Origin of the sequence: Nocardioides sp., from assembly GCF_030019515.1 — a bacterium.
Taxonomy (GTDB): Bacteria; Actinomycetota; Actinomycetes; order Propionibacteriales; family Nocardioidaceae; genus Nocardioides.
The window spans coordinates 82148-101665 of record NZ_JASEEQ010000004.1; the positions used below are offsets into that span (position 1 = coordinate 82148).

A 19518-nucleotide genomic window follows, 5' to 3' on the forward strand; every position below is an offset into this window, starting at 1 on the left:
CTCCGTGTGTGTGGGTGTGACCAGTCCTACGGACGCCGCGCCGGCCGGGTTCACCCCGACCCGCTCGGCCCGTGCCTTCTGGGTCGGCGGGCCCGGGCACGGGGAGCTGCGTCCGGTCGAGCCGCGACCGCCGGGCGCCGGCGAGGTGCTGGTGCGCACGCTGCACTCCGGGGTGAGCCGCGGGACCGAGGCGCTGGTGTTCCTCGGCCGGGTCCCGGCCGACCAGCGGGCGGTCATGCGCGCGCCGCACCAGGAGGGCGACCTCCCCGGGCCGGTGAAGTACGGCTACCTGAGCGTGGGCCGGGTCGAGGCGGGGCGCTCGGACCTCGTCGGCCGGACCGTCTTCTGCCTCTACCCCCACCAGACCGAGTACGTCGTGCCCGCCACGGCGGTCGTCCCGGTGCCGGACGGGGTGCCGGCCCGGCGCGCGGTGCTGGCCGGCACGGTCGAGACCGCGCTCAACGCCCTGTGGGACCTCGCGCCGCTGGTCGGGGACCGGATCGCGGTCGTGGGCGGCGGGATGGTCGGGTGCTGCGTGGCCCGGCTGCTCGCCCGGATCCCCGCCACCGAGGTCACGCTGGTCGACGTCGACCCGGCGCGGGCCCGGGTCGCGGCCGCGCTGGGCGTCGGCTTCGCCGTACCCGACGAGGCGCCGGCGGCGCGCGACGCCGTCGTGCACTGCAGCGCAGCCGCCGCGGGGCTGCAGCTCTCCCTCGACCTGCTCGCACCGGAGGGCACCGTGCTCGACCTGAGCTGGTACGGCGACCGGCCGGTGCAGCTCTCGCTCGGCGGGGCGTTCCACTCCGGGCGGCTCGGCATCCGCGCCAGCCAGGTCGGCGCCGTGGCCGCTGCCCGCCGGGCGACCCGGACGCACAGCGACCGGCTGGCGCTCGCGCTGGAGCTGCTCCGGGACCCGGCTTTCGACGTGCTGCTGACCGGGGAGTCGGACTTCGCGGACCTGCCCGACGTGATGGCGCGGCTGGCCGACGGCCGGCTCGAGGCGCTGTGCCACACCATCCGCTACCCGGACCCGGAGGGGGGACGCGCCGTGTACACCGTGACGGTCCGCGACCACATGATGATCGCGCACAGCTTCACCGGCGAGGTCTTCGGACCGGCGCAGCGCCTGCACGGTGCGACGTACGTCGTCGACGCGGCGTTCTCCGGGCCCGAGCTCGGGCCGGACGGGATCCTCCTCGACATCGGTCGCGCCGCGGACCTGCTGCGCGAGGTGCTCGGCGCGCTCACCTACCGCAACCTCGACGACGAGGCGGACTTCGCGGGCGTCAACACCTCGACCGAGCTGCTCGCGCGGACGGTCGCCGACCGGCTCGCGGAGCGGACGCCGGAGCTCGGGCCCGTGACGGGCCTCGTGGTCACCCTGCACGAGTCGCACATCGCCTCGGCCGGCTATGCGAGGTCGGTGTGACCGTCCACCTGGTGCTGCCCGCAGGCGTCGACGACCCGGCCCGGCCGAGCGGCGGGAACGTCTACGATCGTCGGGTCGCCGACGGGCTGGGCGCCGTCGAGCACACCTCGACGGCCACCGTCCCGGACGGGGCGCTGGCCCTGGTCGACGGCCTGCTGACCACGCCGGACCTCGTGGCGGAGGCGGGCCGGCTGCGGCTGGTGGTCCTGGTGCACCTGCCGCTCGGGCCGGACGCGCCGTGGGAGCGCGACGTCCTGCGCGCCGCGGCCGGCGTGATCGCCACGAGCCGCTGGACCCGGACCTGGCTGGTGGAGGGCTACGGGCTGGCGCCGGACCGGGTGCTCGTCGCCGAGCCGGGCGTCGACCCGGCCCCGGTCGCACCCGGGACGCCGGACGGATCGGCCCTGCTGGCCGTGGGCGCCGTGACGCCGCTGAAGGGGTACGACGTGCTGGCGGCCGCGCTCGCCCGGCTCGGCGACCTCGACTGGACCTGCCGCGGGGTCGGGTCGCTGGACGTCGAGCCGGCCTTCGCGGCCGCGCTGGGCGACGCGGTACGGCTCACCGGCCCGCTGACCCGCTCGGCCCTGGAGGCGACGTACGCCGAGGCGGACCTGCTGGTGCTCGCGTCCCGCGCGGAGACCTACGGCATGGTCGTCACCGAGGCGTTGGCCCGCGGCATCCCGGTGGTCGCCACCGACGTGGGCGGCGTGCGGGAGACGCTGGGCGACGGGGGAGTGCTGGTGCCGCCCGAGGACCCGGCGGCGCTCGCGGACGCCCTGCGGACCTGGCTCACCCACGCCGGGCGCCGGGCCGACCTGAGGGCGGCCGCGCTGCGGCGGCGGGAGACGCTGACCGGCTGGGACCGCACGACCGGCCTGGTCGCCGACGCACTGGAGGCCCTGCGGTGAGCCCGGTGATGAGCCCGGTGATGAGCCCGGCGATGAGCCTGGCGATGAAGTGGGGGCGGGTCGCGGCCGGCGCGGCGGTGCTCGCCGTGGTCGTCGAACGGGTCGGGACCGGGCCGTTCCTCGACGCGGTCCGCGCCACCTCGCCGGCCGCCCTGCTCGCCGCGCTCGCGATCACCGCGCTCACGACCCTGTGCTGCGCCTGGCGCTGGCGTGTGGTCGCGGCGCGGCTCGGGGTCGACGTACCGCTCCGGCCGGCGGTCGGCGCGTACTACCGCTCGCAGTTCCTCAACGCCACGCTGCCGGGTGGCGTCCTCGGCGACGTCCACCGTGCGGTGCGGCACGGACCGATGCCGGTGGCGCTCGAGCGCGTCGTCGGCCAGGTGGTGCAGGTGGTCGCGACCGGCGGGGTGCTGCTGGCGGTCTCACCCTGGCCCGCGGCCGCGGTGGCCGTCGGCGCCGGGCTCGCGGTCGCGCTGGTGCGGTGGCCGCAGGTCGTGGCCGCGTCGGTCCTGGCGGCGGCCGGCCACGTCGTGGTGTTCCTGGTCGCCGCCCGCGCAGCGGGCACCGACGCGACGCTGGCGGAGCTGCTGCCACTCGCGCTCGTCGTGCTCCTCGCGGCCGCGATCCCGCTCAACGTCGCCGGCTGGGGGCCCCGCGAGGGCGCGGCCGCCTGGGCCTTCGCGAGCGCCGGCCTCGGCGCCGCCGAGGGTGCCACGGTCGCGGTGGTCTACGGCGTACTCGCCCTCGTCGCCACCCTCCCCGGCGCCGTGCTGCTCGCCACGGGCGTGCTCGCCAGAGGCCGGCTCACCGAGCGACAGCGACAGCTCGCCCAGGGGGTGCCTGCCCGTGCCTGACCGGCCCTACACCCTGTTGAGCTGTGGCATGTCGCTGGACGGCTACCTCGACAGCGCCTCGGACCAGCGGCTGATCCTGTCCAACGACGCCGACCTCGACCGGGTGGACGCCATCCGCGCCGAGTCGGACGCGATCATGGTCGGCGCCGCGACGGTCCGCAACGACAACCCGCGGCTGCTCGTGCGCGACCAGGAGCGCCGCGACGAGCGGGTGTCCCGCGGGTTGAAGCCCTCCCCGCTCAAGGTCACCGTGACCTGCCAGGGCCGCCTCGACCCGCGCGGCCGGTTCTTCACCACCGGCGAGTCCGAGAAGCTCGTGTACTGCAGCAGTGGCGGTGCGCCCGAGGCACGGTCGCGGCTCGGCGCGGTCGCGACGGTGGTCGACGGCGGGCCGCGGGTCACCATGCGCCGGATGAGCGAGGACCTGCACGAGCGGGGGGTGCGCCGGCTGATGGTCGAGGGGGGCGGCACCATCCACACCCAGTTCCTCACCGAGAACCTCGCCGACGAGCTGCACCTGGTCGTGGCGCCGTTCTTCGTCGGCGACTCCCGCGCCCGGAGGTTCGTCGACGACGGCCCGTTCCCGTTCCAGCCCGGCCGGCCGGCGCGGCTGGTCGACGTCCGCCGGATCGGCGAGGTCGTGCTGCTGCGCTACGCGCTCTCCTCCCGGTTCGAGGGGGCGTCGTGACGGCCGTGGTCCGCACCGAGCTGATGGTGCCGCTGCGCCTGGCGGACGGCTGGTCGACGCTGGCGCGGCTCTACACGTTCGACGGCCTGACCGACCCCGGCGAGCACCTCGCCCTGCGGCTCGGCTCGCCCGGCGACGTACCGCTGGTGCGCGTGCACAGCGAGTGCCTCACCGGCGACGTCTTCGGCAGCCAGCGCTGCGACTGCGGGCCGCAGCTCCATGAGGCGTTCCGGCGCGTCGACGCTGTCGGCGGGTACGTCCTGTACCTGCGGCAGGAGGGGCGCGGCATCGGGCTGTACCCCAAGCTGGACGCCTACGCGCTCCAGGACGCCGGGCTGGACACCTACGAGGCGAACGTCGCGCTCGGATACGGCGAGGACGAGCGGGACTACTCCGTCGCGGCCCAGATGCTGGCCGCGCTCGGCGTCTCCCGGGTCGCGCTGCTCAGCAACAACCCGGACAAGGCCGAGCAGCTGACCCTCGGCGGGATCACGGTCGCCGCCCGCGTCCCCACCGCGGTGCACCGCTCCGAGGCGAACGCCCGCTACCTCGCGGCGAAGGCCCGGCACGCCGACCACACGCTCGACCTGGGCGCGTAGACGCGCCGCGATTGCTCGCCGGGCCTGCGAGCGCTCTCCCGGGCATGGAGCACCGGGTGGTGTCTGGGCCGGCGGTGGGCCGGCAATCGGGTCGGGGCCCGGTTCCGTTGGTGCTGCGCCGCGGGCCCGGGATGGGCCCGGGATGGGCCCGGGATGGGCCCGGGATGGGCCCGGGATGGGCCCGGGATGGGCTCCGTGGTCTCAGCGGGTCCGACCACTGCGATGGCTACCCCAGCTGTGCGCGCGTGCACCCCAGCCGGTGGAGTCGCGAGACGAGATCGGACGCGGCCTCCGGGGTCACGGACGGCAGGTCGGCGTAGGGGAGCGTGGCGCCGACCTCGGCTGCCTTGGCCACGCCCCACGAGTGGTAGGGGAACACGTCGACGCCGTCGAGCTCCGGATGCCGGGCGGCGATCGCCGCGACGTGCTGCAGGTGCTCGTGGGTGTCGTTCACGCCCGGGAGCAGCGGCACCCGGAGCCGCACCCGCTCGCCGAGGACGAGGAGCCGCTCGAGGTTGGCGAGGATTCGTCCGGGGCCGACGCCGGTGAGACTCCGGTGGTCCTGCTCGCCGGTCGCCTTCACGTCGTAGAGCCACAGGTCGACCAGCCCGACCATGCGCAGGACGGTCTGCTCCGAGGCGAAGCCGCTGGTGTCCAGGCAGGTGTTGACGCCGGCCTCGCCGGCGAGCCGGAGCAGCGACTCGGTGAACGCCGGCTGGGTGAGCGGCTCGCCCCCGGAGAGCGTGAGCCCTCCCCCCGAGGCGGCGTAGTAGTCGCGGTCGCGCAGGACCTCCTCGATGACGGCTCCGGCGGTCGTCACCCGGCCGATGACGCGGAGCGCCGGGCAGCGCGACCGGTGCGGCAGCCGCGCCGTCGCCCCGGGCGTCGCGTCCCGGCACTCCTCGCACCCGGGGCAGAGACCGGTGCGTACGGCGAGCTGGGGCCGGCGGTGCCAGGACTCGGCGTTGTGGCACCACCCGCAGCGCAACGGGCAGCCCTTGAGGAAGACCGTGGTCCTGATGCCCGGACCGTCGTGGACGGCGAACCGCTGCACGTCGAAGACGGTGCCCTCCACCAGGGCCGGCGGCGGGACCTCAGTAGAGGGTGCGCTCGACGATCTCACGCTGCACGTCCTCGGGCAGGTCGACGAACCGGGCGCTGAAGCCACCGACACGGACGAACACGTGCCGGTACTCGTCGGGGTGGGCGAGCGCTGCCTCCAGCTCGCCGCGCCCGGTGACCGTCACCATCAGCTGGCTGCCGCCGCGTGCGAAGTAGACGGAGAGGAGCGCCTCGACCACGTCCCGGCGGTCGCGGAAGAGCTCGCGCGAGAGCGACAGGTTCTGCACCGCGCCGGCGTGGATCGCGGGCGAGGGCCGGACGACGGAGTTCATCCGCGCCGTCAGCCCGCAGGTGTCGGCCCCGCCCGTCGGGGCGTTCCCGTTCGCCATCGGCGTCCCGTCGTGCCGGCCGTCGGCGGAGGCGCCGGTGTGGGCGCCCATCAGGGTGTTGGCGCTGTTGTTGATCACCACGACGAGGTAGCTGGCCAGGCCGACCCGGGCCGCCTGTGCCCGGGCCTGCTCGCACACGTGCTCGTGCACCCGCACCAGCATCTCGTCGGCCTCGTCGTCGTCGTTGCCGTACTTGGGCTGGGCCAGCAGCAGGCCGCGCAGCGGCTCGGCGCCGGCGAAGTCGGTGCGCAGGGCGGCGAGCAGGTCCTCGGCCGGCACCTCCGCGCGTTCGAAGACGAGGCGGCGGATCGCGAGCAGGCTGTCCGCGGTGTTGGTGTTGCCGTAGGTCTCGAGGGTCCCCGCCAGGAGCTCGAGGCCCCCGTCGTGGAACGCCCTGCCCCGCTCGAGGCAGCCGTCGTAGAGCAGGCTGAGGTAGAGCGCGCTGAACTCCCGGGCGCAGACGTCGTACTCCAGGCGCTCCTGCTCGGCCAGCCGGCGGACGAGGTGGTCGACCTGTCCGGCGTACGCCGTCCAGAGCTCGTCGAAGGTCCGGTAGGTCTCCAGGCCGCCGAGGTCGGGGCCGAGGCGGCGGCCGGTCCGCTGGCACTCGCCGTGGAAGAGCGCCGCCTCGAGCGCCTTGAGGAGGTTGATGACGCCGCTGGGCGTGGCGAAGCTCCGCCCCTCCAGGACCAGCTCACCGCAGCCGTAGGGGACGTACTGCTCGGCCTCCTCGAGACCGACCCCCATGGCCGCCGCCGCGGCCGGGACGTTGACGTCGTCGTTGTAGAGGATCGGGAAGGTGCGACCCGCGCCGATGGCGTCGAGACCGCGCTCGAGCAGGAGCGGGTCCTGACCGGCGTGGAGGCGCAGGGAGAGCTGCGGCTCGGCCTCGAGCACCGTGCGAGACGCCTCGATCGCGAGCAGCGCGAACCGGTCCGCCGCCGCCGGGTCGGGGCGCCCGACGCCTCCCACGACGACCCGGTTGTGCACCCGTGTCAGCCGTGCGGCCATCAGCCGCCACAGCGACTGGGTGAGCCGGAGGGCCTCGTCGTCGGAGAGCACGCCGGCGTCGAGGTCGTGCGCCAGCAGGGGGCCGAGCGTGACGTCGAGCCGGCCGTAGTTACGGATGTCCCCGCACAGCTGGTAGAGCCAGAAGAGCTGCACCGCCTCGCGGTAGCTCTCCGGCGCGCGCTCGCACACCAGGCCGAGGGTCTCCGCCATCGCCTCGAGCTCGGTACGTCGGGCAGGTCCCGCGGACGCGGCCAGCCTGAGTGCCTGGTCCTGGTAGCGCCGCGCCGCCTCCTCGAGCAGGTCGAGCGCCTGGTCGAAGCCGGCCAGCAGGTCGAGGTCCACCCCACCACGGGCGCGGCGGGCTGCGACCTCGTCGCGCAGGCCGGGCAGGCCGAGTCCGACCAGCCGGGCGTTGTGGACGGTGCCGCCGCACAGCCGGTAGAGCGGGAACGCGATCCCGGGTTCGCCCATCCAGGCGTCAGAGGGCAGGTCCTCGGCGAGAGCTGGTGGGTAGGCCGCTCGCACCAGCGCGGCGGTCCGCTCCCGGCGCCAGTACGCGAGCATCTCCTCGACCTCGGCGCGGCGTTCGGCGCTCACCGCACCGGTGGTGAGCGCCTCGTCGACCAGGCGCGGCAGGACGTGGTAGCCGAGCGAGATGTCGGCGCCCCACTCGTCAGGGGTGAAGCCGCACAACCGGGGGGCGAGGCGGCCGGCGACGAGGTCACCGTCCTCGATCGGCGCGAGGGTCTCGGGCAGCTGGACCGCGAGGCAGGCCGCCTCGCGGAGCGCCGGGTGGGCGTCTCGGTGGGCCCGGTGGGCGGAGGTGAAGCGGAGCTCGGCGGCGAAGGGGTCCAGCGTGCTGGTCGCCGGCACGAGCATGTCCGGGGCAGGTGGGACGGCCTTGGTCGAGGCCCGCCCCGGTGCTGTCGCAGTCGTCTCCATCTCAGGTCCTCCAGCCAAGGGCAGCGCCCGCGGGTGCCACCGATTCCAGTCTAGGCAGCGCGGGGCGCGCCGGCATGAAGCGCTCGAGCCACGCGATCATCCGCGCGCACTGATCGACGAGGGCGAGGGGCGCCTGGACGCCGTGCGCCTCCTCGGGATCTCGTCCGGGGCGTGCTCCATGACCAGCACGATGGCAGATTCCGGCCCAGTCCACTAGCAATTCCCAAATCGATTGGCTAGCGTGCCGCTGAGATTGCTCCGTCGGGAGCACGGAGAGGAACGTCATGGAGACCACCCGCACCCGCCAGGTCCTGATCGTCCGGGGTGGTTGGGACGGCCACAGTCCGGTCGAGGCTACGGAGCGGTTCATCCCGTTCCTCAAGGAGCACGGCTTCGCGGTCGAGGTCCACGACGGTCCCGAGGTGTACGCCGACGCCGAGAAGCTCGCCGCGACCGACCTGGTCATCCAGTGCTACACGATGGGCGCGGCGACCGACGAGCAGGTGCTCGGCCTGTCGGCCGCCGTCGCCGCCGGCACCGGTATGGCCGGGTGGCACGGTGGCGTGTGCGACTCCTTCCGCAACTCGCCGGACTACCTGCACATGATCGGCGGCCAGTGGGCGGCACACCCGGGCGGGTTCGTCGACTACGAGGTCGAGGTCGTGTCGGAGAGGTCCGACCACGAGATCGTCCGGGGCCTGGATCGGTGGCAGCTGCACACCGAGCAGTACTGGGTGCTCACCGACGCCCTCGACGACGTTCTCGCCACAACGACGTTCACCGTCCGGGACGACACGCCGTGGCGGGAGCCGTTCGCGTGCCCCGCGGTCTGGACCCGCCAGTGGGGCCTCGGCAAGGTGTTCGTCTCCACGATGGGCCACAAGCTCGAGGACCTCGACCACCCCGACGTGCGCACGCTGACCGAGCGGGGTCTGCTGTGGGCGAGCCGCTGAGCGCGCCGACTCGCATCATCCTCGACACCGACCTGGCGATGGGGGCGCCGGGCTCGGACATCGACGACGGCTTCGCGCTGGCGCTCGCCCTGGCCGACCCGGCCCTCGAGGTCGATCTCGTGACGACGGTCGGCGGCAACAGCGACGTCGTCACGTCGACCCTGCTCACCCGCGAGCTGCTCGCGGTCCTCGGGTGCCCCGGCGTGCCTCTCGTCCAGGGTGCACCCGCCGGCGACGAGGCTGCCGCCGAGATCGTGCGCCGGGTACGGGCCGAACCCGGGGAGCTGACTCTCGTCGCGATCGGTCCCCTCACCAACGTGGCCCGGGCCCTGGCGCTCGACCCCGAGGTGGCGAGAGATGTCCACGAGGTGGTGGTGATGGGAGGGGTCTACCTCGAGCAGACCAACGTCGCGGCCATGCCCGGCGAGTACAACTTCTGGTGCGACCCGGACGCCGCGCAGGCCGTCCTCCAGAGCGGCGCTCCGCTGCGCCTGGTCGGTCTGGACGTCACCCGGAAGGTACGGCTCACCCGCACCGACGCCGACGCCCTCGCCGCCGGTGGCGAGTTCGGGCGCATCGCCGCAGCAGCGACCCACGGGTGGATCGACTTCCAGGAACGGGTCAAGCCCCACGAGGAGATCGAGCAGGGCAGCTGCGCACTGCACGACCCGTTGGCGGTGGCAGCGGTGGCCTACCCTGAGCTCGTGACCTGGCGGGACGCGCACGTCGAGGTGGAGACCGTCGGCCGGGTGACCCGGGGCGTCGCGATCGCCGACCTGCTGATGTGGGAGGACCCGCCGGAGCCCAACTGCCGGATCGCCACCGACGTCGACGTGGACGCCTTCCGCGCTCTGTTCCTGCGGCGGATGGCGGCGCTGTCGTGACGAGGGTCGACGTGGTCGTCGTCGGCTCGGTCAACCGCGACTACGTCTGCCGCGTCCCGGTGCTGCCGGCACCCGGCGAGACCGTGCTGGGCGGCGAGGCGTCGGTCGGATCGGGCGGCAAGGGCGGGAACCAGGCCGTGGCGGCCAGCCTCCTGGGGGCGCGCACCGCCCTCGTGGCGCGGGTCGGGCGCGACGACGATGGGCGGGCCCTCGCCGCCGACCTCGCCAAGGCCTGGATCGACACCACGGAGATGGTGGCGACGCAGGCCCGGACCGGGATGGCCTTCGTGATGGTCGACGCGGCCGGCGAGAACTCGATCGTGGTCGCGCCTGGCGCCAACGAGCTGCTCGAGGCGAGGACCACCGGGCGCGCCGTGCGGGCGCTGATCGCGCCGCCGGGCGTGCTGGTCACCCAGGCGGAGATCCCGGTGGCGGCCTTCGACGCCGCCATCCGCGCGGCGGGCGAGGTCGGCTGCCGCGCGGTGGTCAACCTGGCGCCGTACCGCCCCGTCGACGCGGAGGTGCTGGCGCTGTGCGACCCGCTGGTCGTGAACGAGACGGAGGCGAGCGGGCTCCTGGGCCGTGAGGTCCGAGGCGTGGACCAGGCGCGGGCGGCGGCCCTGGAGCTCGCCACGAGGTGCCGGTCCGCGGTCGTCACCGTCGGTGCAGCCGGCGCGGTCCTCGGGTGCGGCGCGGTGGTCGAGCATGTGTCCGCCGACCCGGTCGAGGTCGTGGACACCACCGGTGCGGGGGACGCGTTCACCGGCGCGCTCGCCGCCGTGCTGAGCGCGGGGTACGGCTTGGCCGAAGCGGTCCGGATCGGCGTGCGCGCCGGCACCTACGCCGTCGGGAGGCCGGGCGCCCAGGCCTCCTTCGCCGACGCGACGACACTCGGGCTCGGCCCGCTGCACGAACGCGGCTGAAGGCATTGACCGGCTCCGGGCGAGGGCCTAGCGTTCATCATCAGTAAAACGATTTGCATGGAATCTGACAGCAGGACGAGGAAAGGGCGCGGATGAGCGTGCACGAGACGGGTGCGGTTCGGCCCCCGCTGGGCGTGGCCATGATCGGCTACGCGTTCATGGGGGCGGCGCACTCGCAGGCCTGGCGCAACGCCCACCGGTTCTTCGACCTGCCGGTCCGGCCGGCGATGAACGTCGTGTGCGGCCGCACCGAGTCCGCGACCCGCGAGGCGGCGGAGCGGCTCGGCTGGGCGGGCTGGAGCACCGACTGGCGCGACGTCCTCGCGCGCGACGACGTCCAGGTCGTCGACATCTGCACCCCGGGCGACACCCACGCCGAGATCGCGCTGGCCGCCCTCGAGGCGGGCAAGCACGTGCTCTGCGAGAAGCCGCTGGCCAACACCGTCGCGGAGGCCGAGCAGATGGCCGCTGCCGCCGCGGCGGCAGCGGCGCGCGGCGTGCTCTCCTCGGTGGGCTTCAGCTACCGGCGCACCCCGGCCCTCGCCTACGCCCGGGAGCTGGTGGCCGACGGTGCCGTGGGCACGGTGCGGCACATCCGAGCCCAGTACCTCCAGGACTGGATCGTCGACCCCGACTTCCCGCTGGTGTGGCGCCTGCAGAAGGACAAGGCGGGCTCGGGGGCGCTGGGTGACATCGGTGCGCACATCGTCGACCTCTCGCAGTTCCTCACCGGGCAGCGGCTCACCGAGGTCGCCGGCCACCTCACCCGGTTCGTCGAGCGCCGCCCGCTGACGGAGTCCTCCTCCGGGCTCAGTGCCAGCGGCGGGTCCCGGACCGGCGAGGTCACGGTCGACGACGCCGCAGTCTTCTTCGGCCGCACCGACGGCGGCGCGTTGGCGACCTACGAGGCCACGCGCTTCGCCACCGGGCGCAAGAACGCCATGCGCATCGAGGTCAACGGCTGCGCCGGCAGCCTCGCCTTCGACTTCGAGTCGATGAACGAGCTGCAGGTGTACGACGCGACCGTGCCCGCGCGAGACGCCGGGTTCCGCCGGATCCTGGTCACCGAGCCCGACCACCCCTACACGGGCTCCTGGTGGCCGCCGGGGCACGGCCTGGGCTACGAGCACACCTTCGTGCACGAGGTCGCCGACTTCGTCCGCGACGTGTGCTCCGGCACCGCACCCACTCCGTCCTTCGCCGACGGGCTCCAGGTGCAGCGCGTGCTCGACGCCGTCGAGCGATCCTCGGCCGACGGTGCCGGCTGGACCGCGATCTGACCCCCAACCACCCATCTCACAAGAACGAGAGGCCCTCACGTGAGCAAGCTGCGCGTCGGGATCATCGGCCTGGGCGAGGTCGCCCAGGTCATCCACCTGCCCATCATCGAGTCCCTGCCCGACCAGTACGAGCTCGCCGCGGTCTGCGACATCTCCCCGGGCCTGCTCAAGCGGGTGGCGGATCGCTATCGGGTCGAGCGGCGCTACACCGACGCAACCGAGCTCATCGCCGCCGGCGACCTCGACTGCGTGCTGGTCCTCAACAGCGACGAGGCCCACGCCGAGTGCACCATCGCCGCGCTCGACGCCGGGATGCACGTGCTGGTCGAGAAGCCCATGTGCCTGAGCCCGCGCGAGGCGGAGGAGATCATCGCGGCCCGTGACCGCTCCGGGAAGACCGTCATGGTGGCCTACATGCGCCGGTTCGCACCGGCGTTCACGCAGGCGGTGGAGAAGCTCCCCGAGCTGGGGGAGATCCGCTACGTGCGGGTCCACGACGTGATCGGCGAGAACCGGCTGATCGTCGACCAGACGGCGTACGTCGACCGCCCCGACGACATCCCCCAGGAGGCCATCGACGCGAAGTGGGCACGCCGGTCGGCGCTGGTCCGGGAGGCGCTCGGCGACGTCCCGCAGGAGCTGGAGTGGACCTATGGCCTGCTCTGCGGTCTCGGGAGCCACGATCTGTCCGCGATGCGCGAGCTGATCGGCCGGCCCCAGAAGGTGGCGGCCGCGCGGATGTGGCGCAGCGGCGGGTACGTCGTCGCGCTGCTCGACTACGGCGACTTCGTGGTCACCTACGAGACCGGCGTGGACGACCAGCTCCGCTTCGACGCCCACATCGAGGTCTTCGGCGCCTCCGGCTCGATGCGCGTGCAGTACGACACGCCGTACGTGCGGCACTTCCCGACCACGCTGCACCTCGAGCGCACCGTCGGGGACGCCTACGAGCGCTCCGTGGTCCGGCCCCACCTCAAGGACCCCTACACCCACGAGCTCGAGTACTTCCACGAGGTCGTGACGACCGGGGGTGTCCCGAAGACGAGCCCGGAGGACTACGTCCAGGACATGGAGCTCTTCGTCGACATCATCCGTGCGCTGGAACAGCACTGATCCCGCCCGTGCAACGTCCTCCGGCTCCGGCTCCGGAAGATAAGTCGAGCCGTCCGGAGGATAGGCGTCGTGACGCCGATCACGGCGACGTAGCGTCGGAGCCGCCCCTCCCCGGGGCCCAGAACTCGAAAGGCCCACTGCGATGACCCAGACCCTGACGGACGCCGACGTTGCGTTCTTCCGCCAGAAGGGCTACCTGCTCCCCGGCCGCCAGCTCCTCTCCGAGGAACGGCTCTCCCGGCTCGAGCAGATCTTCAACGAGCACCTCGCCGACAAGGGCGACAAGCTCTCCGACGAGCTCGACACCCCGCACTACCGCGACGAGCGGCTGCTCGACTTCCTGCTGTCCGACGAGGTGCTCGACTGGATCGAGCCCCTGGTCGGGCCCGACATCGCGCTCTGGTCGAGCCACTTCATCTCCAAGGACCCGTTCACCGGCCGGGCGACGCCGTGGCACGAGGACAGCGCGTTCTGGGAGGGCCGGTTCGACAGCTACGACAGCATCGTCACGATCTGGCTCGCGCTCGAGGACGGCAGCTTCCGGGAGAACGGCTGCATGCGGGTGATCCCGGGCACGCACCTCAACGGCGGGTTCTCCGACAACTACCAGCCGACCGACATCACCGAGCAGACCTTCCACGCCGAACTCGCCGGCGTCGACGAGGACCAGGCCGTCTACTTCGAGCTGAAGCGCGGCGAGTTCTCCATGCATGACGGTCGGATCGTCCACGGTGCCCGGGCCAACACCAGCCCGGTACGACGCACGGGCTACACGATGCGGTACTTCCCCTCCTCGGTGAAGATGCAGGACGTGCCGCAGAACGAGGGCTGGAAGATCTGGCTGGCCCGCGGGAGGGACCTCGCGGGCAACGACTACGCCAACGTGCCGGCGAGCGCATGAGACTCGGCCTCCTGACCGCCTGCCTGCCCGGCGAGACCCTCGACCGCATCGCCGGGTGGGCAGGCACCCACGGCTACGCCGCGCTCGAGGTCGCGTGCTGGCCCGACCGGCCGGGTCGTGACTGGGAGGCGACCCACCTCGACGTGGAGTCGTTCGGTCCGGCCGACGCCGAGCGGGCGCGCGCGCTGCTCGCGGAGCACCATCTGGAGGTCTCGGCGCTCGCCTACTACGAGAACAACCTCCACGAGGACCCCGACGTGCGGGAGGCGACCCACGACCACCTGCGCCGATGCATCGACGCCGCCCAGCTGCTCGGAGTGGGGCTGGTCGGCACGTTCGTGGGCCGCGACATCTCGCTGAGCGTCGCCGAGAACCTGCGGCTGGCCGAGAAGGTGCTCCCGCCCCTCGTCGAGTACGCCGCCGCCCGAGACGTGCGGCTGGTGATAGAGAACTGCCCGATGGAGGGTTGGCACCCCGACGGCTACCCGGCCAACCTCGCGTACTCGCCCGAGCTGTGGGGTTGGCTGGCCGAGCTCGGCCTGTGGCTGAACTACGACCCCTCCCATCTGGTGTGGCTCGGGATCGACCCGGTCGCGGCGCTCGAGGCGCACGCCGACCGCGTGCTGCACGTCCAGGCGAAGGACGTCGAGGTGAAGGCCGCCGCGCGCAACCGCTACGGCGTCTTCGGACAGGTGCTCGACAAGGAGCCCTGGGTCAGCGGCTGGTGGCGCTACCGGATCCCCGGCCTGGGGGAGGTCGACTGGCGACGGATCGTCGACACCCTCTTCCAGGCCGGGTACGACGGCGTCGTCTCGGTCGAGCACGAGGACCCCGTCTGGAGCGGCGACCCCGAGCGGGTCTACCGCGGCCTCGACATCGCCCGGCGCACGCTCTCACCACACATCGACGTCTGACTCCCGATTCCGACCAGGAAGGTCCGCCCATGCACCGCGGTGTCTACTTCGACGCCTGGTTCCCGCGCCAGCACTGCTACCACCCGAGCCTGCCCCCGCGTCGCCTGCGGATGGTCGATGACCTCGTCGACTTCCGGGCAACGGTGCTCGTGTGGGCCTCGATGGGCGGTGGCTCGCTCGCGCTGCCGTACCTCGAGCAGGAGGCGTTCGGTCCGGTCGACGCACGCTCGCGCTTCTACGGTTTCGTCAACGACAGCGAGTTCATCGCGGCCTGCCACGAGCGTGGCATCAAGGTGCTCGGCATCGTGTTCGAGGCGCAGGGCTGGGAGTTCCCGGTCGAGCTCAGCGAGGCCGAGGACGAGGTGCTCGCGATCAACGAGCTGCGCGGGGCCGGCAAGCGTGCCTGGATGGGCCTGCGCGAGTTCTCCGCGAACCGCTACCCCAAGCTGTGGAAGCCGGTCGAGCACTACTTCCCGGACGGACTGGTCAACTCCGACGGCGAGCCGGTGACCGACCTCATCGAGGAGTGCGTGGTCCGGGACATCCACCAACAGCCGTGCCACGCGCGTTGGGTGGAGTGCCCCGACCGGGAGCACCAGTGCTACTACATGGACCGCAACAACCCCGTGTGGCGCGAGTACCTCAAGGCCGTCATCCGGATCCAGCTCGACGCCGGTGTCGACGGCATCCAGCTCGACGAGGCCGAGCTGCCGATGGGGGCGTTCCAGTACGGCGCATGCTTCTGCAAGGACTGCATGAAGGGGTTCCGGGAGTACCTCGAGGCGCTCCAGCCCTCCCGGGTGGACATCGCCCTCGACGGCGTCGACCTGGCCACGTTCCACTACGGCGAGTGGCTGCTGGAGCAGGGCTACGACTTCAAGGAGCACCGGGAGTCGACGCCGCTGTTCGGCGACTACTACGCCTTCCAGTGTCTCGCGATCAAGCGGTACTTCGGTGAGCTCGCCGACTACGCCCGCGAGTACGGTCGGTCGTTGGGCCGCGAGATCATCGTGTCGGGCAACTTCTTCAACCTCGAGCCGATGTACCTCGCGCTCGCCGACGACGTCGACCTCGTCATCACCGAGATGCGCAACACGACGTACCGCCAGCCCGAGTGGTACCGGTACGTCGCTGCCTTCGCCGGCGACAAGGACGTCGTGGTCGTGGAGAACCCCTACGGCGGCGTGGTGCCCGAGCTGATCGGCCTCCTGGCCGAGGGCAAGGGCCATGACCTCTTCCGGCTCTCGCTGTACGAGGCTGCGGCCCTGGGCGCCAACATGTCGGTGCCGTACGGCTCGTGGATGGGCAGCGTGATCGAGGACTCGTTCTACGCTCCGCACGGTCTCGCCACCGAGGTGCAGGCCTTCCTCGCCGACCACGAGCGGCTCATCGCCCGGCAGACGGTCAACGAGGTCGCGGTCGTGTTCAGCGTGGAGAGCACCCGGGAGCTGATCGGGAAGGCCGACGCGAGCGACAACATCACCAACCGGCGCGACGAGTCGGTGGTCGTGCCCTACCGCGTCGTCACGCAGACGCTGGCCGGCGCCGCCGTACCCTTCGACGTCGTGATCTGGTCCGACGGCATCACCGCCCCGGACCGCGCCGGCGCCGAGGCGCTCGCTCGCTACTCCACGGTCGTCCTGCCGGACGTGTTCGCGCTGACCGACGCGCAGGCCGAGGCGCTGCGGGGATATCTCGCGGGCGGCGGGACGGTCGTGACCACCGATCGGGTCGCCGACAACCTGCCCCCGCACGAGAACGTGCGAACGGCCCACCGTGCGGTGCTCGACGAGCTGCTGCCCCACGGGCGCCAGGTGGACACCACCGCCGCGGTCGCCGCGAACCTCCAACAGCTGCCGGACGGCTCGGTCGCCCTGCACCTGGTCAACTACGACTACGACCGCGATGCTGATGCCGTGCGGGTGCTGACCGACGTCCCGCTCCGGGTCCGGCTGCCGAAGGACCGCGAGCACGCCACCGTGATCTCGAGTGACGGCGTCCGGACGCCGCTCGGGCTGGGCAGGGAGGGCGACGCCCACGTGGTGCGTCTCGACCGGCTCGGCGTGTACTCCGTCGTGGTGTTCCATGACGGGGAGCTGTCGTGAGGATCGCCGCGCTGCGCGGGCCCGAGGCCTTCGAGATCGAGAGCGCACCCGTGCCGGCGATCCGTTCCGACGAGGTGCTGGTGCGCGTCGCCGTCTCCGGGGTCTGCGCCTCCGAGCTCGAGCCCTGGGTGGACGGGCCACCGCCGGGCGAGGTGCGCTACCCCGGACACGAGGTCAGTGGGGTGGTCGCCGAGCTGGGCACCGAGGTCACCGAGCTCGAGGTCGGTGACCGGGTGGGCGTGTGGGTCACCGAGCGCGGCTTCGCGGAGTACGTCGCGGTCCGTGCGGCGTACTGCTTCCCCGCCGGCGACGGGCCGCTCGACGAGGCCCTGGCCGAGCCCCTCGCGTGCGCTGCCAACGCGGTGGAGGCCGCCGACGTCCGGTTGAGCGACGACGTGGTCGTCATCGGGGCGGGCTTCATGGGCAACCTGGTGCAGAACCTGGTGGCGCTGCGCGGGGTGCGGAACCTGGTCGTCGCGGACGCCCGTCCGGACGCCCTGGCGAGGGCCGCGGCCCTCGGGGCCACCCGGGTCGTGGACGTGACGCAGGAGCATCTTCCCGACGTCGTCCGGGCCCTCACCGGTGGCCGCGGGGCGGACATCACCTTCGAGTGCACCGGCACCCAGGGGGCCTTGGTCGCCTGCGGCGAGACGACCCGGATGAGCGGGAAGATCGCGATCGTCGGCTACCACCAGGGTCCCGCCCGGGAGGTGCCGCTGGCGTACTGGAACTGGATGGCCTTCACGATCGTCAACGCGCACTTCCGCGACCTCGCCACGATCCTGCGGGGAATGTCGATCGGCATGCGGCTGCTCACTGCGCGAGTGCTCTCGATGGACGGTCTGGTCACGCACCGGTTCCCGCTGGAGCGGATCAACGACGCGTTCGCCACCTTGCGGGACAAGCCGGAGGGCTTCGCCAAGGCGGTGATCACGTTCCCTCATGAGTGACCACGACCGGCACCGTCGGGAGCGCGCTGCGCGGGCCCGGGAGCACGGCGCGGCACAGGACCTCCGGCGGCGGCGCGAGTCGGAGCGGGCCCAGGTCCTCGTCGACCGCTTCGTGGCGGACGCGGTCCGAGCCGGCCTCCCGACCGAGGAGCTCACGGCCCGGCCATGGAGCGGGCGCGGCCGGTACCGCACGGGTCTCGTGGGCTGGCACCTCCGCACGGACCGCTCGGTCGGAGTGAGCACGGACGGCGGCTACCACGTCCTCGTCGTGGCGCCCCGACGCTTCGGGCGCTGGCGTCGGGTGCGGCTCGACCCCGTGCCCCCGCCGCTGCAGGTCGGGGAGGGGGCACGCGACGGCGAGTCGGTTGCGCTCGAGGCGCTGCTGCTGTGGCGGCTGGAGCGGTGAGCTCGGCGCCGAGCCGCCGGATCAGGCCTCGGCGCGTGCGGGATCGCGGGTCAGGCGCTGTTGCGCACCACGAGCGGGCAGGGGAGCACGACGGTGCGGCCGGCGCCGGAGTACCGGCCCGACATCCGGCTCAGCAGGAGGTCCCCGGCGGTGCTCCCCGCCTCGTAGGCCGGGTTGCGGACCGTGGTCAGGTTGGGCGCGACGATCGTGGCGGCGTCGACGTCGTCGAAGCCCACGATCGCCAGGTCGTCGGGCACCCGCAGACCCAGCTCGTTGGCGACGTCGAGGGCACCGATCGCCATCAGGTCGTTGGCGCAGAAGACGGCGTCGGGCGGTGTGGGGAGCGCCATCAGGGTCTTCATCGCCTGGTAGCCGCCGCGGCGGGTCCAGTCACCGCGAACAAGCATCGGGGCGGCGACCTTGCGCTTGGCCGCGTGCATGGCGGCGCGGAAGCCGGCGGTGCGTGGGGTGCCGTAGCGCGCCGGTCCCTGGATCATCGCGATCCGCTGGTAGCCCCGCTCGGCCAGGAATGCCGCGGCCTCGCGCGATCCCGCCTCGTCGTCGGGGATCACCGTGTCGCCGGTCGGGTGGTCGAGGTGGTCGCCGATGCACACGATCGGGGTGCCGAGCTCGGCCGGCCCGAAGGAGATCTCGGCGACGGTCTCACCCGACGCGAACACGATGCCGTCGACCCCGCGGTCCATCACGTCGTGGAAGAACTTGCGCTCCCGGTCGTGCTGACCATCGGTGTTGCAGACGTAACTGCCGTAGCCCAGCGCGTCGACGGCGTCCGCGAGGCCTCGGCTGAGCACGGCGTAGAACGGGTTGGTGATGTCGGGGACCATCACGGCGATCATGTGGGACTGCCGGGTGCGCAGGTTGCGCGCCACGTGGTTGGGCCGGTAGCCCAGTTCGCGGATGGCGTCCAGCACGGTGGTCCGGGTCGCGGCCCCGACCACTCGCTTGCCCGAGAGCACGTGCGAGACCGTCGTCGGGCTGACGCCGGCGCGACGCGCGACGTGCGCGATGGTGACGCGAGCAGGGACGGCCTGCTCGTCGAGCTGGTCGTGCGACGTCATGGCGTTTACTGTAGCGGACTATTGCCAAAACGATTTGACGATCCAGGTGGTGCGATGACCGAGCCGATCGAGCGCTTCAGCACGGACTCCTTGCTTCTGCCGGACCTGGGCGCCCGGGTCATGCGGCC

18 protein-coding genes are annotated in these 19518 nt (G+C 72.8%); 15 read left to right on the forward strand and 3 right to left on the reverse strand.

Annotated elements, in window-relative coordinates; all coding sequences use genetic code 11:
• Window positions 1–16: 16 nt before the first annotated feature.
• Genes QMC84_RS07065 through ribA form a run of 5 tightly spaced genes read left to right on the forward strand, consistent with a single transcriptional unit; the run spans window position 17 to window position 4478 of the window.
• A complete protein-coding gene (locus QMC84_RS07065) occupies window positions 17–1429 on the forward strand; it encodes a 6-carboxytetrahydropterin synthase (protein WP_300373259.1) in 1413 nt (470 codons plus the stop codon).
• Window positions 1426–2337 (forward strand): glycosyltransferase family 4 protein, encoded by a 912-nt coding sequence (locus QMC84_RS07070; protein ID WP_300373261.1) that lies wholly within the window; start codon window positions 1426–1428, stop codon window positions 2335–2337. Before QMC84_RS07065 ends, QMC84_RS07070 begins: the two co-directional genes overlap by 4 nt.
• On the forward strand, window positions 2334–3191 hold the full coding sequence (locus QMC84_RS07075; RefSeq protein ID WP_300373264.1) for a lysylphosphatidylglycerol synthase domain-containing protein: 858 nt from the start codon (window positions 2334–2336) through the stop codon (window positions 3189–3191). The genes QMC84_RS07070 and QMC84_RS07075 overlap by 4 nt, the downstream gene beginning before the upstream one ends.
• Complete coding sequence (locus tag QMC84_RS07080) at window positions 3184–3879, forward strand: dihydrofolate reductase family protein (protein ID WP_300373266.1); 696 nt, start codon at window positions 3184–3186, stop codon at window positions 3877–3879. Before QMC84_RS07075 ends, QMC84_RS07080 begins: the two co-directional genes overlap by 8 nt.
• Entirely contained in the window at window positions 3876–4478 is a 603-nt protein-coding gene (ribA, locus tag QMC84_RS07085) for a GTP cyclohydrolase II (protein ID WP_300373268.1), read from the forward strand. The genes QMC84_RS07080 and ribA overlap by 4 nt, the downstream gene beginning before the upstream one ends.
• A gap of 226 nt (window positions 4479–4704) precedes the next feature.
• Here the strand turns inward: ribA and QMC84_RS07090 are convergent, their stop codons facing one another.
• Both QMC84_RS07090 and QMC84_RS07095 read right to left on the reverse strand, forming a co-directional pair.
• Window positions 4705–5601 (reverse strand): 4Fe-4S cluster-binding domain-containing protein, encoded by an 897-nt coding sequence (locus tag QMC84_RS07090; RefSeq protein ID WP_300373270.1) that lies wholly within the window; start codon window positions 5599–5601, stop codon window positions 4705–4707.
• Window positions 5573–7882: a pyruvate formate lyase family protein gene (locus QMC84_RS07095; RefSeq protein ID WP_300373272.1), complete on the reverse strand. Its 2310-nt coding sequence runs from the start codon at window positions 7880–7882 to the stop codon at window positions 5573–5575. Before QMC84_RS07095 ends, QMC84_RS07090 begins: the two co-directional genes overlap by 29 nt.
• A 284-nt stretch (window positions 7883–8166) precedes the next feature.
• Here QMC84_RS07095 and QMC84_RS07100 point away from each other — a divergent pair, with 284 nt between their 5' ends.
• The 10 genes from QMC84_RS07100 (at window position 8167) to QMC84_RS07145 (ending at window position 18311) form a co-directional block, all read left to right on the forward strand.
• Window positions 8167–8835, forward strand: coding sequence for a ThuA domain-containing protein (locus QMC84_RS07100; protein WP_300373274.1), 669 nt, complete (start codon window positions 8167–8169; stop codon window positions 8833–8835).
• A complete protein-coding gene (locus QMC84_RS07105) occupies window positions 8820–9719 on the forward strand; it encodes a nucleoside hydrolase (RefSeq protein ID WP_300373276.1) in 900 nt (299 codons plus the stop codon). Before QMC84_RS07100 ends, QMC84_RS07105 begins: the two co-directional genes overlap by 16 nt.
• Complete coding sequence (locus QMC84_RS07110; protein ID WP_300373278.1) at window positions 9716–10642, forward strand: ribokinase; 927 nt, start codon at window positions 9716–9718, stop codon at window positions 10640–10642. The genes QMC84_RS07105 and QMC84_RS07110 overlap by 4 nt, the downstream gene beginning before the upstream one ends.
• Before the next feature lie 92 nt (window positions 10643–10734).
• The gene (locus QMC84_RS07115) at window positions 10735–11922 is read left to right on the forward strand and encodes a Gfo/Idh/MocA family oxidoreductase (protein ID WP_300373280.1); all 1188 of its coding nucleotides are present in this window, start codon (window positions 10735–10737) and stop codon (window positions 11920–11922) included.
• 39 nt (window positions 11923–11961) lie between these two features.
• Complete coding sequence (locus tag QMC84_RS07120; protein WP_300373282.1) at window positions 11962–13035, forward strand: Gfo/Idh/MocA family oxidoreductase; 1074 nt, start codon at window positions 11962–11964, stop codon at window positions 13033–13035.
• A gap of 142 nt (window positions 13036–13177) precedes the next feature.
• On the forward strand, window positions 13178–13936 hold the full coding sequence (locus QMC84_RS07125; protein ID WP_300373284.1) for a phytanoyl-CoA dioxygenase family protein: 759 nt from the start codon (window positions 13178–13180) through the stop codon (window positions 13934–13936).
• Window positions 13933–14850, forward strand: a complete 918-nt coding sequence (locus QMC84_RS07130) for a sugar phosphate isomerase/epimerase (protein ID WP_300373286.1) — start codon at window positions 13933–13935, stop codon at window positions 14848–14850. Before QMC84_RS07125 ends, QMC84_RS07130 begins: the two co-directional genes overlap by 4 nt.
• 29 nt (window positions 14851–14879) lie before the next feature.
• Window positions 14880–16955 (forward strand): hypothetical protein, encoded by a 2076-nt coding sequence (locus QMC84_RS07135; RefSeq protein ID WP_300373288.1) that lies wholly within the window; start codon window positions 14880–14882, stop codon window positions 16953–16955.
• Complete coding sequence (locus QMC84_RS07140; protein WP_300373290.1) at window positions 16952–17905, forward strand: zinc-binding dehydrogenase; 954 nt, start codon at window positions 16952–16954, stop codon at window positions 17903–17905. Before QMC84_RS07135 ends, QMC84_RS07140 begins: the two co-directional genes overlap by 4 nt.
• On the forward strand, window positions 17898–18311 hold the full coding sequence (locus QMC84_RS07145) for a hypothetical protein (RefSeq protein WP_300373292.1): 414 nt from the start codon (window positions 17898–17900) through the stop codon (window positions 18309–18311). Before QMC84_RS07140 ends, QMC84_RS07145 begins: the two co-directional genes overlap by 8 nt.
• 50 nt (window positions 18312–18361) lie before the next feature.
• Here the strand turns inward: QMC84_RS07145 and QMC84_RS07150 are convergent, their stop codons facing one another.
• Window positions 18362–19390, reverse strand: a complete 1029-nt coding sequence (locus QMC84_RS07150; protein ID WP_300373294.1) for a LacI family DNA-binding transcriptional regulator — start codon at window positions 19388–19390, stop codon at window positions 18362–18364.
• Window positions 19391–19518: the final 128 nt, after the last annotated feature.